The organism is Actinospica robiniae DSM 44927, assembly GCF_000504285.1.
GTDB classification, from domain to species: domain Bacteria; phylum Actinomycetota; class Actinomycetes; order Streptomycetales; family Catenulisporaceae; genus Actinospica; species Actinospica robiniae.
The window spans coordinates 226941-245271 of the sequence record NZ_KI632511.1 but is presented as its reverse complement, the minus strand read 5'-3'; the positions used below and the strand labels follow the sequence as shown (position 1 = coordinate 245271).

Sequence of the window (18331 nt, the reverse complement as noted above, 5' to 3'; positions counted from 1 at the left end):
AGGCAGCCGCGACGGGCGTTCGCCGACGTGCCAGTTCGCGCTGGGACGGCACTGTGCGGCAGATCTCTGGCAGGCTTGTCGGATGCGTCCAGAACCCGGTCAGGTCTTGCACTTCTCCGAAGATCCGATGATCGCTCGGTTCGCTCCGCACGTCGCGGCCACCGCGCAACAGGCCGAGTCCTATGTCTGGGCCGTGGACTGGCACAACGCCCCGTCCTACTGGTTTCCCAGGCAGTGCCCGCGGGCCATGGCCTGGGCTACCGCGCGGAGCAGCGACGAGGACCGCACGCTGATCCTCGGGCCCGGTGGCGGCGAACGGGTGCACGCCGTCGAATACGGCTGGCTGGAGGCGATGCGCACGGTCAAGCTCTACGCCTACCGCTTCGACGCCGCGCGCTTTCGCCCCTTCGGCACTCCGGCCGAGCCGCATGCCTGGGTCAGCGAGCAGTCCGTGCTCCCGCTCGGCCCTGCGGAACCGGTCGGCGATCTGTTCGCCCTACTCGAGGAAGCGGACATTCAGCTCAGGGTGCTGCCCAACCTCTGGCCGTTCTGGAACGCGGTGGTCTCCAGCACCCTCGGCGTCAGCGGCATCCGGCTGCGCAATGCCAAGCCGCAGGATCAGCGGGTCTAGCCATCGGCCAACTCTGTCGCCGCGCCCGGATCAGAGCCCTTTGCCTGGGTGACTTCGGGGCGATCTCAAGCATTCGTGACGGTGCGGGGCCGGCAGGCATGAGCCTTTGGGTGCCTTGTCGGGCGTCACGCCGTGCGGGGCGTGTAGAACGCGCCGTCGCGGAGTATGGCGTGGAGGACGTTGATGCGTCTGCGGGCGAGGCGGATGATTGCTTGGGTGTGGGTTTTGCCTGCGGCGCGGTGTTTGTCGTAGTAGGCGCGGGAGTCGGGGTCGGCCAGGGCGGCGAAGGCGGAGAGGAACATGGCGCGTTTGAGCTGTCGGTTTCCGCGTCTGGGTGCGTGTTCGCCGCGGATGGAGCTGCCGGAGGACTTGGTGACCGGGGCAAGTCCTGCGTAGGAGGCGAGGTGGTCGGCGGTGGGGAACGTGCCGGCGTCGCCGACGGTGGTCAGGATGGTCGCGGCGGTCCTGACCTCGATGCCGGGCATCGAGATCAGGAGCGGGGAAAGAGGGTGGGCCTCCAGCAGGGCGGAAAGCTGGCCCTCCAGCGTGCGGCGTTGGGCGAGGATCTCGGTCAGCTGGCGGGCGAGGGATGGGATGAAGGCGGCGTCGCGGGCGTCGGTCTTGGCCTCGCCCTCGTAGAGGTCCGCGGCGCGGCGCATGGCCAGGCCGGGCAGGTAGGCGACCTGGCAGCCGGCGTCTCGGGCGACGGTCAGCGGCAGGGCGCCGATGTTCGCGGGCCGATCGACGATCACCAGGACGGTGCCGAACCTTCGTCAGCAGCTTCTCGAACAGGGCGCGCAGCTTCGGCTCGGTGTTCGGCAGGCGCTTGTCGTAGACGGTCTTGCCGGCCGGGGTCAGCCCGTGGGCGTGGTGCTCGCCCTTGCCCACGTCCAGGCCGAGGAAGACTCCGATATCACTTGTGTCGTACACACTCGTCGCTTTCCAGCCGTGCCCTCGTCTCATGCCCTGGCCTCGACCATCGCACCGCAGCCGGCAACCACGTTACACAGGCCGCCCCGAGAAAACGCCCGGCGTTGCGCCGGGCACGGGATGCGGACCAGGCCCCTTATCAGCGGTCAGGCAGTGCTCCAAAACCCGGCGGCAACACGCCCAAGGCCATAGACACGGCAGGGTGGCAGAGCCATACCGGGCCCGGAGGCCAGGCGCCCCCATTGCGGGGACACGTAAAAGGTAACGGCGGGGGGCACGGTGGTGCTGGTGGTGGCATCGCCGCTGGCGTTCGCGCTGGGTTCGGCGGATGTGGGGGCGCGGTGAGCGGATCGATCATCGCGGCTACGGTGGTTGCGGCGCTGATCGTTCCGCTGTGGCCTTCGGGTACTAAGCGTTCGGAGTCCGGTGCTCAGGCGGCTGGCGGTGCGGCTGCGGTCAAGACGGGGCGGGCGCAGGCCGGTGGGGGTGCGGATGCGAACTCCGGGGTGCGGCGGCGCCGGGGCTCGAGCGGCTGGTTGCGGGCTGAGGGTACGGGGCCTGCGATCGCGTCCGGTCCGGGAAGCCGGGGAAGTCCTTACAGATACTCCATCCTGACGTCGCTTCATAGCGTGGCTCGCGTAGCGTTGGGGTGTACCTCAAATGCAGACAGCCACGCGTGCGCATCCCGAGCACGCTCCGTGCCGATAGATAGCGACGCCTACTGATCAGCCGTCAGCTCTCGGTGCAGGGCATGGCCCAGCCGACCCTCACGCTGCGTAGCCCGACTACCGCGAATGCGCGGCCGTGGGCCATCGGCATTTCCTCGAGCACCGGCCGATCATGCCGCAAACGTGGTAACGACCGACGTGCAGGCCCTCCGAGGGCGTCGCCCAGCGCGCCTCTACCTCGCCCAGGCTTACGCCTACCTGTTCGGCGGCTTCGAATCGATGCCGGGACGCCGAGCCAGGCGCTGGCTCCCAGCGGAAGGCACGAGACGGACGTACCGGAAGTGGACGGCACGGCGCGGCCGGATTCCGCTGTTGGGCAAGCGGTGGGCGAGCGGATAGGCGCGGACGGCGTGGCACCATCGGCTACCGGTAGGACGGGATGGCGGCGGGCGACCGGACCGGAGCGCGGGAGATCGGACGTCACAGCCCAAGCTGGCATATTCGATAGCTGATCCGCCTCAGCTACGGATCAAATGGTGAGAGGTTCGAATCCCTCGGGGCGGACCGAACCATCCGCACCCTGCATAAGGTGCGGCTGTCTGTACAGCTGCCCGCGATTGCCCGGCGCGCCGCGTTCCAGTCGTGCCGGTCGCATCCGGCGCGGCGCGTGACCATCAGCGTCGCCGGGTGGGCGGAACCTCGTCGTCGCCGATATGGAGATCGAATAGGACCCGGTCGCCCGGTCCGGGCCCTTGAGCGGCTCGAGACACTTGCGCGCGGCGGGCAAGGCCAGAGGGGCGGAAGCAGTGGCACTGGCGTAGCGTCCGGCGGCGCGGACGTTCGCACAATATAAGCGTGGTTATGCAGAATGCGGGCATGCCCGTGTCCGCGAAGGAAGACTCGAGTGTTTGCGAGATCAGTGCGTCCGGGTTCGGGCGTGGTGGATGCGTGGGCTCGGTGTAGATGTGCCGTACCGCGCGCTGGGGGCTGTTTGCGTGGCGATGACGCAACCATCGGCGTGCTGTGACGGTTCGAGGCTGGCGTGGGGCAGAGTTGCGGGCGCGGGGTCCCGCTATGCGGGACCCCGCGCGTGGCATGGTTATGTCGGCTCGTCAGTTGACCTACTGGTCGAGCGGGGTGATCTGGTCGTGGAGTGCGGTGATCTGCGGTGCGCTCAGCGCGTAATTGTACGTCTTCAGGTTGCTGATCTCTCCGTCGAGGAAGTTCTTGGTGACGGGCGTGCCACTACCGAGAATGTAGAGGCCGCCGACGGTTAGGGGGCCGGTGGCGCCCCAGCCGGTCGGGCGCCCGGCCGCAGTGGCGGCGAGGGAGCCGTTGAGGTACAGCGCATAGGTGTCGGTTGCCGCGTTGAACGTGGCGACTACATGGGTCCACGTGTTGGCCGCTGCGGTGGCGGTGCTGTACGTGGCTCCGTAGTAGGTGTCGTCGCTTGCGGTGTCAGAACCCTGGCCGCCGATCTGCCAGTATCCGCCGCTGGTGATCCCGAAGTACAGTGCACAGTGATTGTTGCCGCACTCGCCGGCGATCACTTGGGCTCCCGAGGTGGGTGCCGCGGGGTCAACCCAGGCGCTGATGCTGTAGCTTCCCGTGGTGTTGACTACGGTGTTGCCGGTCGACCCGTACCCACTGGTGCCGTCGAGGCTGAGTACGGTGGTGTTGGCATTGGCGCCGACGGTGGCGGTGGCCCAGGTGTATGTGCCTGCCAGTGTCAGGAAGTTGGTGCCGGCGCCGACGTCGGAAGTGGGGTTGGGGTCGGTCAGAGTGAGGTAGGCGTTGGCGTTGTAGTTGGGTGCGCTGTCGGCGGCGGTGGTGGAGCCTGTGCCGTCGGTCAGGGTCCAGGTGTCGGTGGCGGCGAGGATGGCGTTGGCCAGGGCGCCGGTGCCGGTGTTGGTGAGGTTGACCGGGTCGGACAACGTGTTGTTGCGGCTGGTGCCGACCATGGCGAGCGGGTTGAGTTTGGTGGCGCCGTCGCTCGCGTCAGGGACGCCGATCGTCTTGTCGGGGTCGACGTAGTAGTAGGGGGATGGGCTCCACCAGCCGTATCCGTTGGGGTTGGCGGCGAGCCATCCGTTGATCTGGGTGCGGATGGTGTCGACGGGGGTGGTCGTGGTGCTGGCCGTGGTGCACGGGTCGTTGCCGGTGGCGGCGCCGTCGCCGTTGTAGGTGTCGCACGGGGTGAGGCCGATGTCGACGATGCTGGGGAACACCTCGGTGCTGCTGGCCCCGTCGGTTCCGGCCTTCATTTCGATGCCGGTGTCCTGGAGGTAGCCGAGCAGGGAGTTGTAGGCGTCTTCGATGGTGGCGAAGTCGCTGCCGGCGAGGGCGTCTTCGAGGCCTTCGTCGAGGATGACGGTGTTCAGGCCCGGTTCGTCGAGCAGATCGCGGTCGACGCGGGTGAGGGCGGCGGGTCCGCCGACGGCGCCGCCGGTGGTGGTGCCGTCGCGGGTCTCGGGGTAGTCGGTGACGAGTTGGTTGGATTCGATGCCGGCGTTGATGGTGCCGTACGGGTCGGGGGCGGTGGAGGAGGCGGCGGCGATGTCGTCGGACAGGCGCAGCGCGGCGCCGTTGTTGGGGGAGAGGGGGGCGGTGTTGGGTTCGAACGCGTCGATGAGGTTGTCGCCGAGCACGATCTGGGTGGGCACGCCCGCGGTCTGTACGTCGAGGCCGGTGACCAGGTTGGTGTAGGTGCCGTTGAGGGAGCCTGTGGCGGTGTAGGTGGTGGCGGCGGTGTCCGCGGTGTGGTCACCGGAGCCGATGGGGGCGGTGTATTCGTAGGAGTCGGTGACCCAGGAGTGCTCGACCAGGTAGGGGATGGAGTTGGTGAGCTGGAAGGAGACGGCGAGCCAGTGTCCTGCGGTGACGTTGAAGGGCAGCGGGTCGGAGTAGAGCATGGCGCCTTCGGGGATCACGGTGCTGGTCGAGCCTGCGAAGGTGAGGTTCACCGGCGTGGAGCTGGTGGCTGCGGTGGGGGTGATGGCGGTGCCGTTGGTCAGCGCGACGGTGGCGTGGCCGATGTCGAGGGGGCTGGTACCGAGCGCGTTGTCCAGCTTGACCCGGATGGTGGAGCCGGTGACGGTGGGCTGGAGCAGGACGCGGAAGGACTGGTTGTTGAAGTTGCTCGATTCGTAGTTGTAGTTGCCCTCGTTGTCCGAGGCCCATGCCCCGGTCCAGGTGTTGGGGCTCGCGAGGGTCGCGGTGGTGCCGTCGGCCTTGACCGTGCCGGTGGTGGTGTTGCGGGTGCCGATGGAGAAGATGTGCACGGCCGGAATGCCATGGCCGGGGGTGCCGGAGACGTCGGGCAGGGTGATTGAGGAGATGGTCGCGCCGGGCCTGAGCGGGATGCTGAACGCGTACATCTTCGCCGTGGAGGTCTTCTTCCCGGCCGGGTTGTTGAAGGAGGGCATGGTGAACGCGGCGAGGTTGCTCGGGCCGCTCGACCAGTCCGGGACCGTGAGGGTGTAGGTGTCGGAGGTGCCGTCGGCGTAGTTGATGGTGCCGGTGGGGGCGCCGATGGCGTCTTGCAGGGATCCGTCGTTGATGTAGGAGCCGGCGACCGGGGTGCCCGCAGGGATGTAGGGGGCGGTGGTGTCTCCGGAGATGGAGCCGGGCTCGGCCATCGAGCCGTAGGTGGCGGTGGTCAGGAACGTCAGGGCACTGGCACCGACCGGGTTGGTAACGCAGTTCATCGCCTGTGAGCTGGTGCAGGTGATGGTCTGGTTCGCGGCCAGGACGTTGTCTGCCTGCCCGGTGCCGTATGCGGGCAGCGCGAGGTTCGCGCCGTCGATGCTCATGTGCCCGCCGGTGCTTTTCCATCCGGCGGCGGTGAGGTTGGTGGCGGAGAGGCTGTTGCCGTTGCCGTCCGCGTTGGCCTGGGAGGGGTTGGTGTCGGGGCTGATCGCGGTGTTGTTGAAGCAGGCGGTGAGGCTGGCGCAGGTGCTCGGGGCGTGGGCTGCGGCGATGACGGTGTAGGAGTTGGCGCCGGAGACGTCGCCGGCGGCGTCGACGGACTCGACGTAGAGGGTGTGGAGTCCGGCCCAGGCGGGGGTGATGGTGAAGGTGGCGGTGTCGTTGGTGGCGGTGGCGATCTGGGTGGCGGGGATGGTGCCGGTGGTCACCGGGGCGGCGTCGAGCCGGTAGTAGAACTTCGTCGCCGCGGTGCCGTCGGTGTTGCCGGTCACGGTGAAGGTCGCGGTGGTGCCTGCCGCGGCGCCGGTGGTGTTGTCGGGGTAGGTGGTGTTCGCGGTGATGGCCGGCTCGTCGGGGCCGGTGGGTTCGGCGGTGTAGGTGCAGGTGGGCGACCAGCCGGAGGTCAGGGTGCCGTTGGTGGTCTGCACCTGCCAGGACACCGACTGCCCGTCGGTCAGGCCCTGGGTGAAGGCGGCGGGCAGCGTGTAGCTGGCGTTGCCGCCGGAGGCGAGGTTGTCGGCGGATTTGCCGGTGGCGGTGGTGGTGGACCCGGTGATCCAGTATTTGAAGGTGGCCTGGAGTTCGTCGCTGTCCGGACTGGTGATGTTCGTCGCGGTCAGGGTGACGTTGTTGGTCGCGATCGCCTTGCCGATGTACGGGTACGGGGCGGCGGTGTCGCATGCGGCGGTGTCCGAGCCGCCGACCGCGGCGGAGAGTTGGGCGGCGGTCGGGGTGGTGGGGGCGTGGTCGTAGGAGATGTTGAGCGTGGGGTTGTCGGTGAACCGGTCGAAGTCCGCGTAGTTGGTGTTCGAGCCCTGGTCCATGACGAAGGTGATCTGGCTGGCGCTGCTGGTGGCGGCCGCCTGCACCGGGGTGGTGACGGTGAAGGAGGCCGGGGAGGTGATGGGGTTCTGGCAGCCCGACGGGTTGTATGCCGCGCCGACGCTCGCGGAGGTCGAGTAGGCGCCCGAGCCGGTGATGTAGCCGGGGTTGGTGTTGTTGTAGTCGGTGCCGGCGCCGATGCCGACGGCCAGGTGAAGGTCCACGGTGCGTGACTCGCTGCAGGAGAAGGAGGCCTGCCAGTTCTCGGTGGCCTTCACGGTCGCGACCTGGATGGTTGCCTTCGCGATGGCCGGGGGCAGCTTCCACTGGTAGAAGGTGCGCTGGTATCCGCCGCAGTAGGTGTTGGTCCAGCCGACGCCGAGCGAGTTGTCGTCTTCGGCGGTGTCGTTGGTGTAGGACTGGCTGTTACAGGGAGAGCCCTGCTTGATCTCGTCGTATGCCGAGGCTGCGGGTGTGCTGGAGTGCCAGGACACGCTCGGGTCGATGTAGAGCGGGAAGACCGTGTCCTTGGCCGTGAGCATGGCCTTGTCCGGGGCCAGCGTCAGCGAGCTGGTGGAGGAGGAGACCTGCAGCGGCGCCTGGTGCGCGGCGTAGCCCGGGTGGGTCGCATCGGACGGGTCGGACGCGGCGACCTGAGCCAGGCTCGGCGCCTTCGCGCTCGAGGTGCCGGCAGTACCCTTCGCCGCGATACTGCCGGGCGCGGTGGGTGTGGTCTCGGAGTCCCACATCATCGCGTCGGACAGGTCCAGCTGCAGGCCGTCAGGGGCGGTGGCGAGCGTGGTCCCGGTGCCCCGGCTGGTGCCGGAGGAGTGCACGGCGAGCGCGAGCTTCGCAAGCCGCGGATCGGCGGCGGCCTTGGCGTTGTGCACGATCAGGACTTCAGAGAAGCCGCCGGTGGCGTTCGCATCGACCCGGAGATCGACCCCTGCGATCACGTTGCCGTAGGTCGCGCTGGAGCCGGAGACCGTGGGGGCGGGAAGCGCGGTCGGCCAGGACAACTGGTAGTTCGCACCACTCGAGGTGGTCGTGGTGACCAGCGGGCCGCTGCCCCCGCCGGACAGGCGCGCGGTCGCATAGGCGGTGGCAGCCGGCGTGTAGGTGCCGTCGGAGTTTTTGTGCAAGGTGGTGTCCACCGGCACCCACGCCCCGTGCTGCAGGGTACGCACCGGAGCGGGGTTGTCCGCCAGCTCCAGGCCCCCGCCCGGCTCGGCGGAGACCTGCCAGGTCTCGCTGGTCAGGGCACTGATCGGCACCGGCTGGCCGGTCTTCGCAGCCTGCGCCGCAGCCTGGTCGACGGCCTTCTGCTGCGCAGCGGAAAGCCCGTAGCCGTCCGCCAAGGCCTGTGTGCCGGCCGGCGCGCCCGCGGACGAGGCGACCGGCGCAGGATCACCGGTCGAGCTCGCCGGAGCTTGCGCGCCCGCCTGCGCATCGGCAGCTGGAGCGAGGACGCCGCCGCCCGCCATGATCATGGAGACCGCGAGCGCCGCGGCAGCCGCGCGCCGCGAACTTCGCCGCATGTGCGTATTCATGCCATACCTTCCAACCCTGTGAGATATATTCGCCCATTGAATTGGGTGGTGGCGGTTAGCGCCCCCACGGCCCCGTGCGCCCTCGGCGAGAGTGTGATCCAGGGCTCCTGGCGCATGATAGGGCCTGTGACCTGTTAGGTCATCAATTCGCAGAGCCTTTCATGAAATTGCTCCACAGTCCTTGACGGTCAGTACCCTGCGACTGCTACAGTTCGCAGGGTTCGTGCATTGTCACGCGCTGTGTGGCAGGGCCGCGGCGATGGGGAGGGTGTCGGATGGCTAGCATATATGTGGCTGCACATTCCATGCTTGGGCGATTGGCGGGGGGCTTCCGTCGGCGAAACACCCGCCTCGTCGTGGCAGCATTGGCCCCGGCGCTCGTGGCGCAGGTGATATTCGGGAGCCCGGCACTGGCCGCGAGTGGTATGGGCTTGGTGAGCGTGGCGCCGACCAAGTCGTTCCCGGTCTCTCCCGTCATCTCCCACTACACCAAGCCGACACCGGAGACCTCGGCGAAGACCGCGGCGCCGGTGTGGCCCTCAGGCAGCGCGACGGTGGCCTTCGCGGGCAGTACCGCTCAGGCCGCCGGGTCGCTCCCGGTCACCCTCGCACCTGGGGGTAAGCGCGCGGGCAAGGCATCTCCGGCCTCGGATTCGCCGTCAAAAGCCTCCGTCACAGTCGAACCGCGCTCGGCCGCCCAGGCTGCGGGCGCCAACGGGGTAGTTCTGGCCGTGACCCGCGCGGACGGTGTGGATAAGCCCGGCAGTGTGTCGATCACGGTGTCCTACAGGCAGTTCCAGGAAGCGTTCGGCGGCGGCTGGAACGCACGTTTGGCCCTGGTCTCGCTGCCCGCATGCGCGTTGAGCACCCCCGATGTTCCGGCATGCCGGGTGCAGCATCCGGTGACGTTCGCCAACAACCCGAAGACCCAGACGCTGAGCGCCACAGCCACCCTGCCCGCTTCCCCCGCCACGGCCGCGGATGCAAGGGGCGCCGCGTTCGAGAGCGCATCGTGGACTACCGAGTCGGCGTCCTCCGCCTCTCTCCCCACGCCTCTCGTCCTGGCCCTTACCTCGGACACTTCGAGCTCCGCGGGGTCCGGGGGCGGGGATTACACGGCGACCACCCTCAAATCGGACTCCGGGTCCTGGTCGGGGGGCGGGAGCGCGGACTCGTTCACCTGGTCGTATCCGATCTCGACACCTGAGGTCCCCGGTGGGCTCGAGCCTTCGCTCGGCCTGTCGTACGACTCCCAGTCCGTGGACGGGCTGACTTCGGCCACCAACAACCAGGCAGGGGTCGTCGGAGACGGGTGGGATCTGACCGACTCGTACATCGAGCGCTCCTATGCCTCCTGCAACCAGAATCCCGCCGGCTCGTCGAAGACCTACGACAACTGCTGGTCGAACGACGATCAGCTGACGATCAGCCTGGACGGCGATACCTCGACCCTGATCAAGGACGACGCCACCGGCACGTATCACTCGACCGGAGACCCAGGCGAGCGTGTGCAGTACGAGACCGGCGCGGTCAACGGCGCGCACAACGGCGAGTACTGGGTCGTGACGAGCACCGACGGCACGCAGTACTACTTCGGCCTGAACGAGTTGCCCGGGTACGCGGGCACGGACGCGCAGACCAATTCCGTGGATACCGAGCCGGTCTACGCGACCGCGTCCGGACAGCCGTGCTACCAGACATCATTCCCGAGTTCGTACTGTGAGCAGGCCTACCGGTGGAATCTCGACTACGTCGTGGACACCCACTCCGATGCGATCTCCTACTGGTACGCGAAGACCACGGCCTACTACGCGCAGGATCTGGGCACGACTGCTCCTTCAACTTCGGCGTACACGCGTGACAGTGTCCTGTCGAAGATCGAGTACGGGCAGCGGGCGGGTGCGGTCTATTCCTCGACGCCTGCGGGCCAGGTGGACTTGTCCTACGCCGGGCGGTGCAGCACCTCTCCGACCGGGTGCGACACGAGTACGTTGAGCAGCTCGACCGCATCGAACTGGCCGGATGTCCCCTACGACCTGAACTGCGCCTCGGGGGCAACCTGCTCCATGCAGTCTCCGACCTTCTGGTCCGAGGATGAGCTGACCGGGATCAAAACCTCGGCGCTGTCGGGCACGAGCTTGACCCCGGTGGACTCCTGGGCGCTGACCTACGCCCTGCCCGCGATCGTCGACTCCAAAGATACCTCCACCCCGTCCCTCTGGCTCTCCACGATCAAGCAGACGGGGCTGGACACCACGGCCGGCGGGTCCACTTCTTCGGTCCCACTGCCCCAGGTCACATTCAGCGGCACGGCGATGCAGAACCGGGTCGATATGACCGACGGGTACCCGTGGATCACCCGTCAACGCCTGAACAAGATCGTCACCGAGACCGGCGAGACGATCTCCGTCGGGTACTCGGCCCCTGGGTGCGCCAGCTCCACGCCGTCGAGTGATTCGGCGAACACGATGCTGTGCTACCCGGTGTACTGGACCCCCGCCACCGCTTCCGACCCGATCAAGGACTACTTCAACAAGTACATCGTGACCGGGGTCACCGAGGAGGACCCGACCGGCGGGTTCGGCAACGACACCATCCAGACCATCTACACCCCCGTCGGCAACCCAGCCTGGCACTACGACGACAACCCGCTCACCCCGGCGAACCAGCGCACCTGGGATCAGTTCCGCGGCTACTCGGGGATGGTCGTCTCGACGGGCACGGCGCCGGACCCGGTCACGCAGACGCAGTACACCTATTTCCGAGGCATGGACGGGGACTATCTGACCTCGACCAGCACCCGGAGTGTCACCGTCTCGGACACGCGCGGCGACGCAGCGGTCGTGGACTCGAACCAGTACGCGGGCACGACCTACGAAACACAGGTGTTCAACGGTACCGCGGTGGTGAGCGACGCGATCGACACCCCGTGGACGAGCAGCGCGACCGCGACCCACGCTTTGACGGGCGGGCTGCCGTCCCAGCAGGCATTTCTGACCGGCCAGGCCGAACAGCGCGTGTACACGCCGCTCGCGTCCGGATCGACGCGCGAGACGGAGACCGACTACACCCACGACTCCTACGGCCGGGCCACCCAGGTCAACGCCCTCGGCGACGTGAGCGTGGCTTCACAGCACTCGTGTACCACCACTAGCTACGCGGACAACACCAGCACGTGGATCCTGGACCTGCCCGACGAGGTCAAGACCGTCTCCGTGCCCTGCACCACCACGCCCGCGCTTCCCGCGGACGCGATCTCCGACGACCTGACCTACTACGACGGCTCCGCGACCCTGGGCGCCGTGCCGACGGCCGGGGACGCCACCAAGACGCAGAAAGCCGCCTCCTATACCGGATCCACCCCGAACTACGTGACCACCGCGACCACCGTCTACGACGAGTACGGCCGTGACACCTCCGACGCCGACGCCGACTCCCGTACTACCGCCATGGCCTACACCCCCGCGACGGGAGCGGAGCCGACCAGCATCAAGGTGACCGACCCGAAGGGTCTGGTCACCACCACCGCATACGATCCGTTGCGCGAACTGCCGACCACGGTCACCAACCCGGCCGGCCACATCACCACCGAGCAGTACGACGCTCTCGGCCGCCTTACCGCGGTGTACGAGCCCGGGTTCGCGGCCGCGACGAAGGTCCCGAACGAGAAGTTCACCTACACCGTCTCGAACTCCGCGCCCTCGGTCGTCGACAGCTACACCCTCAACGACGACGAGTCCTACCGGCTGTCCGAGACGATCTACGACAGCATGCTCCGAGCCCGGGAGGTGCAGACCGGCACCGTCGACGGCAACCGGGACATCACCGATACGTACTACAACACCGACGGCTGGACGTCTGAGACCACGAACCCGTACTACAACGCCAACCCCGTCGGCACCACGCTCGTCCAAACCAAGACGCCGCCGGAGACCCAGGCACAGCCCGGGGACGTTCCTGCGGAGACCGGATACACCTACGACGGAGTCGGCCGAGAAACCGCGGTGATCTCCTACAACCTCGGTAATGAGACCTGGCGGACCACCTACAGCTACGGCGGGAACTTCACCACCACCATCCCCCCGGCCGGAGGCACCGCAACCACCACGGTCACCAACGCCCTCGGCCAGCAGACCGACCTCATCCAATACCTCGCCGGCCAGCCGACCAACTACGCCACCGACCCGGCCGGCGACTACACCGACACCACCTACACCTACGACCCCGCCGGCCAGAAAGCCACCGAAACCGACGCGGCCGGCAACAAGTGGTCCTGGGCCTACAACCTGCTCGGCCAGCAGACCGACGCCTACGACCCGGACGCCGGGCACAGCGTCGAGACCTACGACAATGCCGGACAGGTGATCACTTCCACGGACGCGCGGGGCAAGCAGAGTACGTACGTCTACGACAAGGACGGGCGCAAGACCGCCGCGTACGACACCACCAGTACGCAGACGCTCTCGAGCAGCAACGAGACCGCCTCGTGGGTCTACGACACGGTCATGAACGGCATGCCCACCTCCTCGACGTCGTACTCGAACGGGGATACGTACACCAGCAGCATCCAGGCGTACAACGCCATGGGCCTGCCCGCGGCAACGAAGTTCACCCTCACCGGTACCGACGCTGACCTGGTTCCGTCCGGGGGATACACCATCGGTTATGGCTACACGTTCACCGGCCTGCCCAAAAGCGTGATCGACCCGGCGATGGGCGGGCTGCCCTCGGAGACCGTCACCACCGGATACAATGCCTACGGCGTGCCGATCTCCTTGGCCGGCACCGGCAGCGTCAACTGGAATTACGTCACCGCGATCGGCTACGACCAGTACGACCACCCCACCCAGTACACGATGCCCACAGTCAGCGGGTCCGTCCAGGCGACACTCTCCTACGATGCGCAGACCAGTGCTCTCACGGGCATCGAGACCACTGACTCGACCAGTACCAACCCGGTCGACCAGCTCGCCTACTTCTACGACAACGGCTCCCACACTGTCTCGCCGGGCTCGGGTCTGCTGACCAAGGTCGTCGACAAGCAGAACGGTACAGCCACGGTCGACACGCAATGCTTCACCTACGACTACGCGCAGCGTCTCTCTCAGGCCTGGACCGCCACCGATAACTGTCTCGCCACGCCGAGCCCGGGCAGCTCCGCCGGCGTCGGCGGAACCGACGCCCCGTACTGGCAGTCCTGGACCTATGACGCAGCCGGAGACCGCCTCACCCAGACCGACCACGCCACCAGCGGCGTGACCGCCAACGACACCACCACCACCTACCACTACCCGACCCAGCCCTCGAGCACCGACCAGCCCACCACCCTGACCAACACCACCGCCACCGGGCCCAACGCCATCGCCGAGACCGCGTCATACACCTACGACACGGCCGGCAACGAAACCAGCCAGACCGGCGGAACACCCGGCACCGAGACCTACACCTGGAACGACCAGGACCAACTCCAGGCCACCACCAGCAGCGCCGGCACTACCAACTACGCCTACGACGCAGACGGCGACCAGATCGTCATGCGCGACCCGGCCTCGACCACGCTGACCGTCGGCGACGCCCAACTCAACCTCGTCTCGGGCAGCGGCAACGTGACTGGCACCCGCTACTACTCGGTCGGCGGCGTCACCGTTGCCGAACGCACCAACACCGGTGCGGTCAACTGCCTCATCCCGGACCGCCAGGGCACCGACCAACTCGCCATCGCCACCACCGCGGCCCAGACCGTGACCCACCGCCAGTACCTGCCCTTCGGACAGACCCGCGGCGCCGCCCCGACCTGGGTCGGCGGAGACAAGGGGTATATCGGGGGCCAGGCGGACAGCACAACGAGCTTGGAGACCCTCGGCGCACGCGTCTACAACGCCGCCAGTGGACGGTTCCTCTCTGTCGACCCCGTCTTCGAGGCCGACGACCCCGCCCAGATCGCCGGCTACGACTACTCCGGAAACGATCCGGTCACCCTCAGCGACCCCACCGGCCAGCGCGACTGCGTCGACAGCTGCGGCAGCGAGGCCGACCAGGATTATGCGAAAGCGATCAGTAAGCAGGCCTACGAGGAGCAACAGGAGTACTACGACAGCGAGGCGAAGAAGGCCGAGAACCAGGCCATCGACGACTGCACGTCCAACGCCTGCATCGAACGCACGGTCCGCAACACCAACAACGCTAAAGCGAAATTGGCACTCGTCAACGAGTATGACAAGCAGCAAGCCCTCAAAAGCGAACAAGCGGCGCAGGAAGTACTCGCGCAAAGAGCCCTTGCAGCGCAACAAGCCGCAGCGGCGAAGCAGTCACATTCGTGCGGATTCATGGGGCTCAGCTGCGCATGGCACGCTGTGACGAACTATAAGATTCTCGGGATCGGCGTAAGTGATATATTGAGCACGGCCGCGATGGTGGTATCTATCGTAAGCATAGCTATTCCAGTCCTTGCGCCTGTTGCCTTCGGACTCAACGTGGCCTCGGCTCTTTACAGTGGTGTGTCCGGCGACTGGTTCGGCCTAATCTCGGCCGTACCCGGCTTCGGAATCGCGGCCCGCGTAGTGAAGCTTGAAAAGGTAGCACGCGACGCCGATGAAATGTATGATGCTGCGAGGCAGCTTCGTGCTGCGGACCCGGATCTCATGTCTAAGGGTGCTAGGCAAGCGTTCGGCAAATCTGCGGCTTCGGCTAGGCGGGACGCGAAGTATATGAATGGATTAAATAATCGGCTGACCGTCGCCGGTGGCATAGGTTTCTGGGGGATCGATGAGTGTCTCTCCCACTGCTAGGAGAACCTTAATGACTGAGCCTCGTGTTGATTGGGGTCTTACTGTCGCTGCGCGTCTTACGCTCGTGGGATCTGTGTCGCAGCCAAGGATGCGCCCTGTGCCTCGGGGTATGCCGCCACGCCCCAGTGACGTGCAGATCGTCTACGCAATGTCGCGTGGCGAGTTTGCAAGTGGTGCCGCTGGGCGAAGGGTTCTGATGCTGATATTCAGCCGACTCGCGGGTGTCACCATCATTGCGATTTTTGCGACACTCGTCGTCGGAGTCACCGGGCAGCACACAGGTGAGTTCGTGCTGCGAGTCATTAAGGCGGTATGTTTGGCTGTAATGGTCTTTACGGGCAGTCTTGCTCTCTTCATGGAACGTCGTTCGCGTCAGATGGCAGTATCGGGTGCTTACCCGCGGCGGAGATCCACTCTTCTTTTGCCTCTCATTCTGGGTGCCCTGGCTGGGGTGTTTGCATATGCGGTACAACCGATACGGTGAAATAATCTCAGCAGTATCTTGGGAGTGCTCTTGCCGAAAATTGGTGTATCTGGAGTTTCGGTCTCGCCGTGTGATGCGGTAGTGGTCGATGACGTTGTCGGGTAGCGGATGCAGCGACGCGGCATTCCCCAACGCCCGGTGTGGTCGGTGCTCGTTGTAGAACGGTTTGTACTCGGTCGGGACGGGGACTGTTTCGATTTTGGCTCTTCCAAGATTTCCGTGAGCGGAGATCGTTGATCTCGGGAGGTCCGTAGTGGGCCGGGGTCGGTGGCAGGACGCTGTGAATGTGCGACCTGGATACCCCGCTCCTGCCGATTTCTCAGTTTGGACGCCGCGCAGTTTCGTAGACAGGCAATATTATGCAGCTAATGAAAGCTTATTGTCAAATATTGACTCGTACTGAGCTGGGCTCAGGTATCCGAGCTGACGCTGGATCCGAGTGCGGTTGTAGTAGGTCTCGATGTACTCGAAGCTGGCGGCGCGTACCGCCTTGCAGTCGACCCAGACCGACAGATGTATCAGTTCTTTTTTATACAGAGCGTTGAACGATTCGGCGGCGGCGTTGTCGAAGCAGATCCCGGTCTTGCCGACGGAGGGCAGGATGCCCTGGTCGAGGCACAGGTCGCGGAATGCGCGTCCGGTGTAGACGCTGCCGCGGTCGGTGTGCATCACGGTCTGGCCCCGATGCGGCCGGCGCCGGGCGATCGCCATGCGCAGCGCGTCCAGGACGAGTTGTTCGCGCATGTGCTCGGCCACGGCCCATCCGATCACCTGGCGGGAGAACCCGTCGATCACCGTGGCGAGGTAGCACCAGCCGGTCATGGTCCATATGTAGGTCACGTCGCCGTACCAGATCTCGTTCGGCGTGTCGGGGAAGAAGTCGCGTTCGACCAGGTCGACGAGGCCGCGGCTGTTCGCAGGGTCCTGGGTTGTCGTGGTGGTGCGCTTGGCGGCGGGGTGGACGCAGCGCAGGCCCGCGGCTCGTGCCAGGCGCCGGACGCGGCGCTGGGAGGTGGCGTGGCCCTGCTTGGCGAGTTCCGCGTGGATGCGGTCGATCCCGTAGCGGCCCTCGTGCGCCCGGTCGATCGCGACGATAGCGGCGGTCAGTTCCGCGTCGCGCTGTGCGTGTGCGCAGGCCTGGCGATTGGACCAGGCGTAGTACCCGGATCGGGAGACCGCCAGGATGCGGCACATCAGCTCGATCGGGTAGCGGTATCGGCGCGGTATGCCCGATTCCTTCTGTTCCTCCACGGCGGAGGAGATGAAGGCGAACCTCACTGGTTCTGGCTGGCAAACCACGCGGCTGCTTTTTTTAGGAAATCTCTTTCCATGCGCAGCTTGCGGTTTTCGTCTTCGAGTTCCCGCAGGCGGGCGCGCTCGTCGGCGGTGACGGGCTTCTCGGCGACGGTGCCGTTCTTCTTGGCAAGGTTGACCCAGTTGCCGAGGGTCGCCTCGTGGATGCCGAGGTCGCGGGCGATCTCAGCGACCGGGCGCCCCGAGTTGACGACCAGGTCCACTGCCTCGGCCTTGTACTCGGCCGTGTACTTCTTCCGTGCTGCTCCCACTGCTCAACCTCCGTAGACCAGCCACCTTAGCGGCTCCGAATGTCTACGAGACTGACGGGGGTCCAGTTCGCGGTGGTGGGGGTGGCTTCGGTCGCCGTGCTGGATGGAACGCTGGTCGTCGCGCCGGCCACGCGTGTCGGGCCGGTACCATGCACGGGTTGTGGCCGGTTCTCGGAGCGGGTGCACAGCGTGTATGGAGTCGACACGGTTTTTTTCACCACTTGGCCTTATGCTGGTGTTGACATTCTGGCTTGCCATGCCCGGCGCACCGTGACGGGCGGCTGGTAGTCGATTGCGGAGTGTAGCCGTCTCGTGTTGTAGTCGGCGATGTAGTTTTCGATGTCTCCATGGGCGCTGGCTCCTTCGGGCCATGAGTCGGCACCGATCTCTGTTTTGATGGTGGCAAAGATTGATTCTGCGGCGGCGCCGTCGAGGCAGTGGGCGGTGGCGCCGAGGATGTGGATGCGGCGGGTGGCGTGTTCGATCACGGCCATCACGTAGGCTTTGGTGCCGTCGAGCAGGTCGACGGTGAAGAAGTCGCTCGCGATGATCGCTTCGGCCTGGGAACGCAGGAACTGCCCCCCAGGACGGTCCGCTGCGACGCGGCGCCGGGTCGATGCCGTGCTCCTTGAGGATCTCCCAGACCGTGGACGGAGCTACGGTGATGCCCAGGCCGGCCAGCTCCCCGGTGATCCGCCGGTAGCCCCCGTTTTCGTTGTCCCTGGCCATCCGCAGGACGAGCCGGGTGATCGTAGGATGCCTGCGGGGGCGGCCGGCCTTCTTCGGTCGGGACCGGCAGATGCAGCCCGGTGTGGCGCGCACGCGGTATCACTGCCGGCAGTGCCGCGAACAACGCCCGATCGGCCCAGGTCAGTTTCGGGCGAGCGGTACTCCGGCGCTCAAGGACCGCGATCTCGTGACGCAGCAGCAAGATTTCCGCGTCCTTTGAGGCTGTTGAATGGCGTG

General features: G+C 66.4%; 6 protein-coding genes and 1 pseudogene. 2 read left to right on the top strand and 5 right to left on the bottom strand.

All coding sequences use genetic code 11. From position 1 onward, the window contains the following. The first annotated feature begins 82 nt into the window (after positions 1–82). A complete protein-coding gene (locus ACTRO_RS00990; protein WP_034260509.1) occupies positions 83–631 on the top strand; it encodes a DUF6886 family protein in 549 nt (182 codons plus the stop codon). A 125-nt stretch (positions 632–756) separates the two neighbouring features. Here ACTRO_RS00990 and ACTRO_RS44720 read toward each other — a convergent pair. Together ACTRO_RS44720 and ACTRO_RS00980 are read right to left on the bottom strand one after the other, a co-directional pair. Further along, a pseudogene (locus ACTRO_RS44720) lies at positions 757–1561 on the bottom strand (IS110 family transposase). A 1789-nt stretch (positions 1562–3350) separates the two neighbouring features. Then, complete coding sequence (locus ACTRO_RS00980; protein ID WP_034260507.1) at positions 3351–8528, bottom strand: LamG-like jellyroll fold domain-containing protein; 5178 nt, start codon at positions 8526–8528, stop codon at positions 3351–3353. 356 nt (positions 8529–8884) lie between these two features. Here ACTRO_RS00980 and ACTRO_RS50175 point away from each other — a divergent pair, with 356 nt between their 5' ends. Further along, entirely contained in the window at positions 8885–15316 is a 6432-nt protein-coding gene (locus tag ACTRO_RS50175) for an RHS repeat domain-containing protein (RefSeq protein WP_157435626.1), read from the top strand. Positions 15317–16157: 841 nt separating this feature from the next. Here the strand turns inward: ACTRO_RS50175 and ACTRO_RS00970 are convergent. The 3 genes from ACTRO_RS00970 to ACTRO_RS45060 all read right to left on the bottom strand — a co-directional run bounded on the left by ACTRO_RS00970 (position 16158) and on the right by ACTRO_RS45060 (position 17859). Beyond that, on the bottom strand, positions 16158–17078 hold the full coding sequence (locus ACTRO_RS00970) for an IS3 family transposase (protein WP_084315865.1): 921 nt from the start codon (positions 17076–17078) through the stop codon (positions 16158–16160). Then, a complete protein-coding gene (locus ACTRO_RS00965; RefSeq protein ID WP_034260505.1) occupies positions 17075–17365 on the bottom strand; it encodes a transposase in 291 nt (96 codons plus the stop codon). The genes ACTRO_RS00970 and ACTRO_RS00965 overlap by 4 nt, the downstream gene beginning before the upstream one ends. Before the next feature lie 227 nt (positions 17366–17592). Then, positions 17593–17859 (bottom strand): integrase core domain-containing protein, encoded by a 267-nt coding sequence (locus ACTRO_RS45060; RefSeq protein WP_084315864.1) that lies wholly within the window; start codon positions 17857–17859, stop codon positions 17593–17595. Between the last annotated feature and the right edge of the window lie 472 nt (positions 17860–18331).

Excerpts from the sequence above, each read along its gene's own strand:
- ACTRO_RS00990 (WP_034260509.1), top strand. The coding sequence starts at position 83 with ATGCGTCCAGAACCCGGTCAGGTCTTGCACTTCTCCGAAGATCCGATG.
- ACTRO_RS00980 (WP_034260507.1), bottom strand. The coding sequence starts at position 8,528 with ATGAATACGCACATGCGGCGAAGTTCGCGGCGCGCGGCTGCCGCGGCG.
- ACTRO_RS45060 (WP_084315864.1), bottom strand. The coding sequence starts at position 17,859 with ATGGCCGTGATCGAACACGCCACCCGCCGCATCCACATCCTCGGCGCC.